General features: G+C 71.8%; 10 protein-coding genes and 1 tRNA gene. 5 read left to right on the top strand and 6 right to left on the bottom strand.

The window, feature by feature from the left end; all coding sequences use genetic code 11:
• Positions 1 to 263: LAETG motif-containing sortase-dependent surface protein (locus ACFRQN_RS24135; protein WP_380742016.1), on the top strand; the 263-nt coding region annotated here is incomplete at its 5' end.
• A gap of 50 nt (positions 264 to 313) precedes the next feature.
• Here the strand turns inward: ACFRQN_RS24135 and ACFRQN_RS24130 are convergent.
• From ACFRQN_RS24130 to ACFRQN_RS24115, 4 genes are all read right to left on the bottom strand, one after another.
• Positions 314 to 1,600 (bottom strand): LLM class flavin-dependent oxidoreductase, encoded by a 1,287-nt coding sequence (locus tag ACFRQN_RS24130; protein ID WP_380742013.1) that lies wholly within the window; start codon positions 1,598 to 1,600, stop codon positions 314 to 316.
• Positions 1,597 to 2,679 carry an LLM class flavin-dependent oxidoreductase gene (locus ACFRQN_RS24125; protein ID WP_380742010.1) on the bottom strand — a complete coding sequence of 361 codons (1,083 nt, stop codon included), beginning with the start codon at positions 2,677 to 2,679 and terminating at the stop codon, positions 1,597 to 1,599. Before ACFRQN_RS24125 ends, ACFRQN_RS24130 begins: the two co-directional genes overlap by 4 nt.
• Positions 2,680 to 3,144: 465 nt before the next feature.
• Positions 3,145 to 4,422, bottom strand: coding sequence for a PTS transporter subunit EIIC (locus tag ACFRQN_RS24120; RefSeq protein WP_049655708.1), 1,278 nt, complete (start codon positions 4,420 to 4,422; stop codon positions 3,145 to 3,147).
• A 386-nt stretch (positions 4,423 to 4,808) separates the two neighbouring features.
• The gene (locus ACFRQN_RS24115; RefSeq protein WP_049655706.1) at positions 4,809 to 6,098 is read right to left on the bottom strand and encodes a PTS transporter subunit EIIC; all 1,290 of its coding nucleotides are present in this window, start codon (positions 6,096 to 6,098) and stop codon (positions 4,809 to 4,811) included.
• A 397-nt stretch (positions 6,099 to 6,495) separates the two neighbouring features.
• Between ACFRQN_RS24115 and ACFRQN_RS24110 the strand changes: the two genes are divergently transcribed.
• The 4 genes from ACFRQN_RS24110 to rdgB all read left to right on the top strand — a co-directional run bounded on the left by ACFRQN_RS24110 (position 6,496) and on the right by rdgB (position 8,880).
• Entirely contained in the window at positions 6,496 to 6,729 is a 234-nt protein-coding gene (locus tag ACFRQN_RS24110) for a glucose PTS transporter subunit EIIB (RefSeq protein WP_030060521.1), read from the top strand.
• A 129-nt stretch (positions 6,730 to 6,858) separates the two neighbouring features.
• Positions 6,859 to 7,584 carry a ribonuclease PH gene (gene rph / locus ACFRQN_RS24105; RefSeq protein WP_049655704.1) on the top strand — a complete coding sequence of 242 codons (726 nt, stop codon included), beginning with the start codon at positions 6,859 to 6,861 and terminating at the stop codon, positions 7,582 to 7,584.
• A gap of 269 nt (positions 7,585 to 7,853) precedes the next feature.
• Positions 7,854 to 8,243, top strand: a complete 390-nt coding sequence (locus ACFRQN_RS24100) for a hypothetical protein (RefSeq protein WP_049655703.1) — start codon at positions 7,854 to 7,856, stop codon at positions 8,241 to 8,243.
• Positions 8,244 to 8,274: 31 nt separating this feature from the next.
• Entirely contained in the window at positions 8,275 to 8,880 is a 606-nt protein-coding gene (rdgB, locus tag ACFRQN_RS24095; RefSeq protein WP_380742008.1) for an RdgB/HAM1 family non-canonical purine NTP pyrophosphatase, read from the top strand.
• A 63-nt stretch (positions 8,881 to 8,943) separates the two neighbouring features.
• Here rdgB and ACFRQN_RS24090 read toward each other — a convergent pair.
• Positions 8,944 to 9,021: transfer RNA gene (locus ACFRQN_RS24090), tRNA-Leu, on the bottom strand.
• 14 nt (positions 9,022 to 9,035) lie between these two features.
• Positions 9,036 to 9,872 carry an HNH endonuclease signature motif containing protein gene (locus tag ACFRQN_RS24085; RefSeq protein ID WP_063780269.1) on the bottom strand — a complete coding sequence of 279 codons (837 nt, stop codon included), beginning with the start codon at positions 9,870 to 9,872 and terminating at the stop codon, positions 9,036 to 9,038.
• Positions 9,873 to 9,926 lie beyond the last annotated feature (54 nt).

Genomic DNA, 9,926 nt, shown 5'->3' with positions numbered 1-9,926 from the left:
CGAAGCCGGACGGCGGCGCGGGCGTCGCCCAGCCGGCCGGCGACACCACCACGGCGCCCGCCGCCCCCGCTCCGGCCGCTTCGCAGCCCGGCGTGTTGTCCGCGGACAACGTTCCCGCCGCGGCCGCCCGGCCGGTGGACGCGAACCTGGCCTCCACCGGTGCGGACAGCGACCGGACCGGCCTGATCGCGGGCGTCGGCGCGCTGCTGGTCGGCGCCGGTGCGGGGGCCTTCGTGCTGATCCGCCGCCGCCGCACCGGCTGACCGCGCACGGCCGTGCCGTCGGCGCTCGCTGTACGGCCGACGGCGTACGGCTAGCGCAGGCCGGGGACGGGCAGGCCGAGGTGGTCCCGCAGGGTGGGGCCGGTGTAGTCGGTGCGGAACACCCCGCGCTCCTGGAGCAGCGGGACCACGCGGTCGACGAACTCGTCCAGGCCGCCCGGGGTGAGGTGCGGAACGAGGATGAAGCCGTCGGCCGCGTCGCTCTGCACGAAGCGGTCGATCTCGGCGGCGACGGTGGCGGGCGCGCCGATGAAGGACTGCCGGCCGGTCAGCTCGATCACCAGTTCGCGGCTGGTCAGCCTCTTCTCCGCGGCCACCGCCCGCCACCGTTCGGCGACGGCCACCGGGTCGGCGTGCCGGACCCGGCCCTGGACCAGGCCGCTGTCCGGGTCGGGGTCGACGGCCGGCAGCGGTCCGTCCGGGTCGTGGTCGGACAGGTCGACGCCCCAGACCTGCTCCAGGAAGGCGATCGCGGTCTGCGGGCTCACCTGGGCCCGGCGGATCTCCCGGGCCCGTTCGTCCGCCTCGGCGTCGGTGTCGCCGAGGACGAAGGTGACCCCGGGCATGATCTTCAGCTCGTCCGGCTTGCGGCCGTACGCGGCGAGCCGGCGCTTGACGTCGGCGTGGAAGGCCTGGCCGTCGGCGAGGGTGGAGTGCCGGGAGAAGACCACGTCGGCGGCGGCGGCCGCGAACTCGCGCCCCTCGTCGGAGTCCCCGGCCTGGATCACCACCGGGTGGCCCTGCGGCGGCCGCGGCAGCGAGAGCCGGCCCTCGACCTCGAACTGCGGGCCGGAGTGCCGGACTGGCTCCTCCCCGGCGTCCCAGAACTCCCGTGCCAGCTGGACGGATTCGGCGGCCCGGGTGTAGCGGTCGGCGCGGTCCAGGTACCCGCCGCGGCGGAAGTTCTCCCCGGTGAAGGCGTCCGAGGAGGTGACCACGTTCCAGGCCGCGCGGCCGCCGGAGAGGTGGTCCAACGAGGCGAAGCGGCGGGCCAGTTCGTACGGCTCGTTGAAGGTCGCGTTGACGGTGGCGGCCAGGCCGAGCCGTTCGGTGACGGCGGCCAGCGCGTTCAGCACGGTGATCGACTCGGGGCGGCCGACCACGTCGAGGTCGTGGATGAGGCCCTTGGTCTCGCGCAGCCGCAGGCCCTCGGCGAGGAAGAAGAAGTCGAACTTCCCGCGCTCGGCGGTCTGCGCGAGGTGGCGGAAGGAGGAGAACTCGATGTGGCTGCCGGCGGCCGGGTCGCTCCACACCGTGGTGTTGTTGACGCCGGGGAAGTGCGCGGCGAGGTGGATCTGCTTGAGCGGTCGGTCCGTCATCGGGTCACCTCGGCGAGGGCGGGAGCGGCGGTGGAGGCGGTGGAGGCAGGGGAGGTGGGGGAGCCGTCGGCGGGGCGGGCGGCGTAGAGGCTGGCCGGGCGGGCCAGGCCGAGGTGGTCGCGCAGGGTGCGGCCGGTGTACCCGGTGCGCAGCAGTCCGGCGGCGCGCAGGGCGGGGGCGATCCGGTCGGCCAGCGCGGCGAGGTCGCGCGACGCGTCGGCGGGGGAGAGGTGGAAGCCGTCGACGCCGGTGCCGGGCGCGGTGAGCTCGGCGAGCAGCCGCTCGTCGGCGGCCCGGTCGGGCAGGGCGGACAGGTCGGCGTCGAGCCGGGCGAGGACGCGCAGGTTCTCGCCGGCCCGCAGCCGCAGTTCGGTGGCGGCGGTCAGCCGGGTGGCCCGGTCGGGGGCGTCGAGCAGGACGACGTCGGCGTGCCGGATCGCGGCGTCGACCCGGGCCCGCCCGCCCGGGGAGGCGTCCGGCGCGAGGTCGGCGGCGGCGACGGGCACCACGACCACCGGGCGGCCCTGCGGCGGGCGCGGGGTGATGGACGGGCCGCGGACGGAGAAGCGCGGGCCCTCGAAGTCGATGTAGTGCAGCTTGTCGCGGTCGATGAACCGTCCGGTGACGGTGTCGCGGATCTCCGCGTCGTCCTCCCAGCTGTCCCAGAGCCGGGCGGCCACCTCGACGGCGTCGGCGGCCTCGGCCCACAGCTCGTCCTCGGCGGCGACGGGGCGGCGGCCGAAGGCCCGCGCCTCGGCCTCGGTCGTGGAGACGCCGACCAGCCAGCCGGCCCGGCCCTCGCTCACCCAGTCCAGGGTGTTGACCGAGATCGAGGTGTGGAAGGGCTCGGTGTGGGTGGTGGTGACGGTCGGCACCAGCCCGACCCGGCCGGTCAGCGGGGCGGTCCGGGCGAGGGCGGCGAGCGCGTCGGGGCGGCTCGGCTGGGCGGCGAAGGAGTCGTCGAGGGTGACGAAGTCCAGGGTGGCCCGCTCGGCGAGGCGGGCGAGGGCGGTGTAGTGCCCGGCGTCGAGACGGCCGGGGCTGTCGAGGGCTGCGGACAGGTGCAACTGGCGGGGCATGGTGAGCCTGGCTTCCTCGTGCGGACGCGTGCGGGCACCGGCGCACCCGTACGGGGACACGGGTGCGCGGGGGCGCGCCGGAGCGCGGTGGCGGCCCGCGGGCGGAGCCCGTACGGGCGGGGGAGGGAGGACCGGCGCCGGGCGGGACGTCAGCCGGGCGGCGGTGGGGGAACGGTCAGCTCAGCCGCGACACGCCGCGGACCACACGCGACCGAAGTCGATGTGGCTGCGGGTGACCAGCGGGCACGAGGCGTTCACCGCTTCAGTTGACCAGGGCGTCCGGCGGTTCGTCAACCGTCGTTTCCGCCCGCCGGAGCCCGCCTGAGCCCGCCTGAGCCCCGTGGGAGTCCGGTCGGGGAGCCCGCCGGAGCCGCGTGGGCGCGCCCGGGTACGCCGAAGGCCCCGCCCCGCCGCTGGGGGAGCAGCGGCGGGACGGGGCCTCGGGAGCGGGCGGTGACGCGGGCGTCAGGCCTTGGTGACGTCCTCGATCTCGTCGTCGTCCTCGCGACCGGGGGTCTTGAGGTCGAACTTGGTGATCGCGAAGCGGAAGAGGAAGTAGTAGACCGCGGCGAAGGCCAGGCCGAGCGGGATGATCATCCACGGGTCGGTGGCCTTGTTCCAGGCCAGCGCGTAGTCGATCAGGCCGCCGGAGAAGGTGAAGCCGTCGTGCACGCCGAGCGCCCAGGTGACGGTCATCGAGACGGCGGTGAGCAGCGCGTGGATGACGTACAGGACCGGGGCGATGAAGACGAAGGCGAACTCGATCGGCTCGGTGACACCGGTCACGAAGGAGGTCAGGGCCAGCGAGACCATCATGCCGGTGACGGCCTTGCGGCGGTGCGCCTTGGCGGCGTGGGCGATGGCCAGCGCGGCGGCGGGCAGCGCGAACATCATGATCGGGTAGAAGCCCGACATGAACTGTCCGGCGGTCGGGTCGCCGGCGAAGAAGCGGGTCAGGTCGCCGTGCACGACGGTGCCGTCGGGCTTGGTGAAGTCACCGGTCTGGAACCAGGCGTAGGAGTTCACGAACTGGTGCATGCCGACCGGCAGCAGACCGCGGTTGACCAGGCCGAAGGCGCCCGCACCGAACGCGCCGGCGCCGATCAGGGTGTCGTTCAGGCTCTTGATGGCGTCGCCGATCGGGCCCCAGGCCAGACCGAAGAAGACGCCGACGGCGGTGCCGACGAAGGCCATGATGATCGGGACCAGGCGGCGGCCGTTGAAGAAGCCGAGCCAGTCGACCAGCTTGGTGCGGTGGTACTTCTGCCACAGCACCGCGGCCAGTAGGCCGATCACGATGCCGCCGAGCACACCCGGGTTCTGGTAGGTGGCCGCCTCGTCCTTGCCGGGGAGGATCTTGTACTCGGTGATCGGGAACGCGGTGAGCACGTTCTTGTACACCAGGAAGCCGACCAGGGCGGCGAGGGCGGTGGAGCCGTCCGCCTTCTTGGCGTAGCCGATCGCGATACCCACCGCGAAGAGCATCGGCAGAGCGTCGAAGACCGAGGTGCCGGCGGTGTTGAACACCGCGGCGACCTTGTCCCAGCCGAGGCCGTCCTTGCCGAACACGTCGTCCTGGCCGAGACGCATCAGCAGACCGGCTGCGGGGAGCACGGCGATGGGCAGCTGGAGGCTGCGACCGATCTTCTGCAGACCCTGGAGGAGGTTCTGGCCGAACTTCTTGGCGGGGCTGGGTGAGGCCGGAGCCGTGGCGGGCGCCGGTGCCTGCGCAGACTGACTCATGGGGGTGGGTTCCTAACGGCATGGCGGTCGGTCGGGGGGAAGGCACAGGGGCCGAACCGCGAACTGGTCTACACCACACGTGGTGTAGACCAGTTTTGTAGCACGGGTGGAGAAGTCGAGGAACCCCGGAAAGCGGTGTCGCCGGGAAGCGCTATGAAATCGAAACCTACTTACCGAATGGCGATCATGGTAGCGACCGCGATTGGGATTTTGGCCGACTGCGCAACAAAATCGATTTTGGCTAATCGCGCAACAAAAGCACAGCGTGCTCCGGTGGGCCCTGCCAGGCGCGTTGGGCCCGGTCGGCCGGGCTTTCGGAAATGCCGAAGGCCCCCGGACCGGTGGTCCGGAGGCCTTTGCGGGGATAACTCGGGTGACGCCCGGGTTCAGGCCTTGGTGACGTCCTCGACCTCGGCCTCGTCCTCCCGACCGGGAGTTTTCAGGTTGAATTTGACGATGATGAACCGGAAGAGCGCGTAGTACACGACGGCGAAGCAGAGGCCGATCGGGATGATCAGCCACGGCTTGGTGGCCAGTCCCCAGTTGATCACGTAGTCGATCAGGCCGGCCGAGAAGCTGAACCCGTCGTGCACCCCGAGCCCCCAGGTCACCGCCATCGAGGCGCCGGTCAGCAGCGCGTGCACGGCGTACAGGGCCGGGGCGATGTAGGCGAAGGAGTACTCGATCGGTTCGGTGACGCCCGTCACGAAGGAGGTCAGGCCGACCGAGAGCATCAGGCCGTAGATCTCCTTGCGCCGGTGCGGCTTCGCCGAGTGCGCGATCGCGAGCGCGGCGGCCGGCAGCGCGAACATCATGATCGGGAAGAAGCCGGACTGGAACTGGCCGGCCGTCGGGTCGCCCGCCAGGAAGCGCGGGATGTCGCCGTGCACGATCGCGCCGTCCGGCCTGGTGAACTCCCCGAACTGGAACCAGACGAAGGTGTTCAGCAGCTGGTGCATGCCGATCAGCAGCAGGGCCCGGTTGAACAGGCCGAAGATGCCGGCGCCGCCCGCGCCCAGGTCGGAGAGGGTCTGCGAGAAGTCGTTCAGGCCGCGGCCGATCGGCGGCCAGACCCAGAGCGCCACCACGGCGGTCAGCATGCCGACCAGCGCGGTGATCATCGGCACCAGGCGGCGGCCGTTGAAGAAGCCGAGCCAGTCGACCAGCTTGGTGCGGTGGAACCGCACCCACAGCCAGGCCGACATCAGGCCGATCAGGATGCCGCCGAGCACCCCCGGGTTCTGGAACGTCGCGGCCGCCGCCTTCGCCGAGCTGTAGTCCACGCACTGGTCGCTGACCAGCACCGTCGGCGGCTTGCAGCTCTCCGGGAAGGCGTGCAGGACCTTGTAGTACACCAGGAAGCCGACCACGGCGGCGAGCGCCGTCGAGCCGTCCGCCTTCTTCGCCATGCCGATCGCTACGCCGATGCAGAACAGCAGCGGCAGGCCGAAGGAGGAGTCGAGCAGCGCGCCGCCGGCGGAGGCGAAGACCTTCGCGACGTTGTCCCAGCCGAGGCCGTCCTTGCCGAACACGTCCGGCTGGCCGAGGCGGTTGAGGATGCCCGCGGCGGGGAGCACCGCCACCGGGAGCTGCAGGGAGCGGCCCATCTTCTGGAGGCCGCCGTAGAAGATGTGCCATCGTTTGGCCTGCGGGGCCGTGGCGCCTGCCGAACTCATCCTTCGCCCTCCGAGAGCAGTTGCCTGCCGGGGGCCCGGCGGGACCCTCGGGCAGGGCTCGGGAACACCCGGGGCCGTTCCCGCGTTCGTCGGAGTACACATATATTGGTGTAGACCACTTGACGCAGGTCGCACTCCGGAGGCGCGAGCCCCGCTGATCGTCATCCTCGGGCGGCGATCCGGAGCCTGCCCGCCGGAATGGGCCGAAAGTGGACTAACGTGGCGGACCGGACCGGCACGGGTGATGCTGGTCGCGCCGCTCGCAGGCCGACCGCGGCCGAACCCGCGTCAGCCACCGGCACGCACCTCACCGCACGACGGTCGAGGGACACCCAGCACCAGCGCAGGACGGCACCCGGCAGAGCCGCCGAAGGGCCGAGACAGAGGGAGAAACCAGATGGCCAGCAAGGCTGAGAAGATCGTCGCCGGTCTGGGCGGCATCGACAACATCGAAGAGGTCGAGGGCTGCATCACCCGCCTGCGCACCGAGGTCAAGGACGCCTCCCTGGTCGACGAGGCCGCCCTCAAGGCCGCCGGCGCCCACGGCGTCGTGAAGATGGGCACCGCGATCCAGGTCGTCATCGGCACCGACGCCGACCCGATCGCCGCCGACATCGAGGACATGATGTGAGCTGAACCACCCAGGTTCAGCCCGCCCGGCCCGCCGACCCGCTCAGGGGGACGGCGGGCCGTGGCGCGTCCCCGCCCTCTCCGGCTCGCCTCCGGAAGCGGCCCCCCGGAGCGACTACGCTCAGTGCCTATGTCACGCATCGACGGCCGCACCCCCGACCAGCTCCGCCCGATCACCATCGAACGGGGCTGGAGCAAGCACGCCGAAGGCTCCGTCCTCATCTCCTACGGCGACACCAAGGTGCTGTGCACCGCCAGCGTCACCGAGGGCGTGCCCCGCTGGCGCAAGGGCAGCGGCGAGGGCTGGGTCACCGCCGAGTACTCCATGCTCCCGCGCGCCACCAACACCCGCGGCGACCGCGAGGCCGTCAAGGGCCGCATCGGCGGCCGCACCCACGAGATCAGCCGGCTCATCGGCCGCTCGCTGCGCGCCGTGGTCGACCACCGCGCGCTCGCCGAGAACACCATCGTCCTCGACTGCGACGTCCTCCAGGCCGACGGCGGCACCCGCACCGCCGCCATCACCGGCGCCTACGTCGCCCTGGTCGACGCCGTGGCCTGGGCCCGCGACAAGAAGCTGCTGCGCGCCAAGGGCCAGCCGATCACCGGCGGCGTCAGCGCCGTCAGCGTCGGCATCATCGACGGCGTCCCGATGCTCGACCTCCAGTACGAGGAGGACGTGCGCGCCGAGACCGACATGAACATCGTCTGCACCTCCGACGGCCGCTTCGTCGAGGTCCAGGGCACCGCCGAGGGCGCCCCGTTCGACCGCGAGCTGCTCGACCGGCTGCTCGACCTCGGCAGCCTCGGCTGCGCGGAGCTCGACGAGATCCAGCGCAAGGCCCTGGAAGGCTGAACCGGCGAGGGCCCCGCGGCCGTGGAGCGGAACGGACGGACGGTCAACCCGTGGGTGGGGACGGCCGTTCGGACCGGTACGGACGCGCGTACGGGCCGCGGGTGGGGCCGCGGGGCGAACGGCCCGCCGAAGGGTCGACCTGACGGTCGGCCTGCTGTACAGGCCGGGTCCGGAGACCGTACGGTTCCCGCAGCACCCCCGCTGCGGGAACCGCGCACCCCTCTGCGCGCGTCCCACCCCACGGAACCCGCGCCCCCCAGGAGGATCGGATGCCGTCGAGCATCGCCCGCCCCGCCGCCCTCGCCGTGGCCGGACTCATCGCGATCCTCCCGCTCAGCATGGTGAGCTGCTCCGCCGCCCAGAAGGCGCTCGACTGCGGCAACACCGCCGTGAGGATCACCGGCGACCTCGCCGACGTCACCCAGGCGTACGACAACGCGAGCAACGACTCGGCGGCCGCCGGGAAGGCCCTGCAGAAGCTCAAGAACGACCTCGACCAGGTCGGGAAGAACTCCAAGAACACCGACGTCGCCAAGGCCGTGACCGATCTGCAGAAGCAGGTCGAGAACGTGCAGCGGGCGGCGGACAGGAACGAGGTCCCGGACCTCAAGCCGCTCGGCAACGCGGCCGGCAACCTCACCTCGCTCTGCACCGGCTGACCGCCTCCGGCCACTCGGTAGGGTGGGCGATATGTCCACCCGCCTGATCCTCGCCACCCGCAACCAGCACAAGGTCACCGAGCTCCGCGCCATCCTGGCGGACGCCGGCCTGGACGTCGAACTCGTCGGCGCCGACGCCTACCCGGAGATCCCGGACGTCCCCGAGACCGGCGTCACCTTCGCCGAGAACGCCCTGCTCAAGGCCCACGCCCTGGCCCGCGCCACCGGCCTGCCCGCCGTCGCCGACGACTCCGGCCTCTGCGTGGACGTGCTGAACGGCGCGCCCGGCATCTTCTCCGCGCGCTGGTCCGGCAAGCACGGCGACGACCGCGCCAACCTCGACCTGCTGCTCGCCCAGCTCTCCGACATCGCCGAGCCGCACCGCGGCGCCCACTTCTTCTGCGCCGCCGCCCTCGCCCTCCCCGACGGCACCGAGCGCGTCGTCGAGGGCCGCCTCCTCGGCACCCTGCGCACCGCCCCGGCCGGCGAGGGCGGCTTCGGCTACGACCCGATCCTCCAGCCCCTCGGCGAGACCCGCACCTGCGCGGAGCTCACCGCCGACGAGAAGAACGCCATCAGCCACCGCGGCAAGGCCTTCCGCGCCCTCGCCCCGGTCGTGAAGGACCTCATCGCCTGACGCCCCGCAGTAACGAAGATGGCCCGCTCCCCTTCGATTTGAAGGGGAGCGGGCCATCTGGCCTGGTGCGCCCGGTGGGACTCGAACCCACGACACTGCGGTTCTAAGCCGCATCTCTCTTGCCAGCTGGAGTACAGGCGCGTGCCAGGTCAAGCCTACCGGCTGTCGCGCGTGGTGGTGGCACGATTCTTCCGGCGACAGTAGGTATCGGTGATGGCATGGCAGTTCGGGCAGAGCAGCCGGAGGTTGCCCGGGCGGTTGTCCGACCAGTCGCCGTTGACGTGGTCGACCTCCAGCGTCATGGGGCGTCCTCGCCACTCCGGCCCGGTGCCGCAGTCCTCGCACAGCTCGGGTCGGCCGAGTTCGGCCAGCGCACTACGGATTCGAGCGCCGGGGATTCGCTTCGCGCTCTGGGCGCGTCGGACCAGCAGTTGATCGGCTGGGATCCGCGTCGGAGCGTGCCCGCCGCGATTGTGGGCCTGTCCGGTGAAGTGCGACGTGTCGATGCCGAGGTCCTTGATGCGCCGCCCGATGTGGGCCTGGGTGCCGCCGGCCTGTCGTCGATCGAGGTAGCGTACGACGCCGGCCACGCTGTGGGATGCGGCGACGGCCTCCTGGAGCAGTTCCTTCGTGTAGATCGTCCCGGGCGTCGGGAAGTGCGAGGCGTCGACGCCGTACGCCTTGATCCGTTGCCGCAGGTACTTGCGGTTGTACTCGTTCGGCTCGCGATCGAGCGCGAGCAGCATCTCGTCGAGCGTGGTCGCGAGGGCTGCGGCTTCGGCCAGCGCCTCCTTCGAGTACTGGCGCTGACGGTAGGAGCGGCAGCCCTGGTCGAAGTGTGCGGTGTCGATGCCGTAATGGTGGAGCCGCTTGGTGAGGTAGCTGTGTGTGCCACGCGCCATCGGGATGCCGAGCTTGCGCATCATCTCGTTCACGCTGCTCGACTCGGCGGCGAGCGAAGCCAGCAGCTCGCGGGTGTACTTGACCGGCATGATGGCCCCCAGTGCGGGCTCGTGCGGGTCCTCCCTCGGACGGGCCAACGAGCG

The sequence above is a fragment of the Kitasatospora sp. NPDC056800 genome (assembly GCF_042789775.1).
Lineage (GTDB): Bacteria > Actinomycetota > Actinomycetes > Streptomycetales > Streptomycetaceae > Kitasatospora.
The sequence above is the reverse complement of the archived record's forward strand: the minus strand, read 5'-3'. Positions and strand labels throughout refer to the sequence as shown.

Bases quoted from the DNA above. Each gene is read 5' to 3' on its own strand.
- ACFRQN_RS24130 (WP_380742013.1), bottom strand. From the start codon at position 1,600: ATGACGGACCGACCGCTCAAGCAGATCCACCTCGCCGCGCACTTCCCC.
- ACFRQN_RS24125 (WP_380742010.1), bottom strand. From the start codon at position 2,679: ATGCCCCGCCAGTTGCACCTGTCCGCAGCCCTCGACAGCCCCGGCCGT.
- ACFRQN_RS24120 (WP_049655708.1), bottom strand. From the start codon at position 4,422: ATGAGTCAGTCTGCGCAGGCACCGGCGCCCGCCACGGCTCCGGCCTCA.
- ACFRQN_RS24115 (WP_049655706.1), bottom strand. From the start codon at position 6,098: ATGAGTTCGGCAGGCGCCACGGCCCCGCAGGCCAAACGATGGCACATC.
- ACFRQN_RS24110 (WP_030060521.1), top strand. From the start codon at position 6,496: ATGGCCAGCAAGGCTGAGAAGATCGTCGCCGGTCTGGGCGGCATCGAC.
- rph (WP_049655704.1), top strand. From the start codon at position 6,859: ATGTCACGCATCGACGGCCGCACCCCCGACCAGCTCCGCCCGATCACC.
- ACFRQN_RS24100 (WP_049655703.1), top strand. From the start codon at position 7,854: ATGCCGTCGAGCATCGCCCGCCCCGCCGCCCTCGCCGTGGCCGGACTC.
- rdgB (WP_380742008.1), top strand. From the start codon at position 8,275: ATGTCCACCCGCCTGATCCTCGCCACCCGCAACCAGCACAAGGTCACC.
- ACFRQN_RS24085 (WP_063780269.1), bottom strand. From the start codon at position 9,872: ATGCCGGTCAAGTACACCCGCGAGCTGCTGGCTTCGCTCGCCGCCGAG.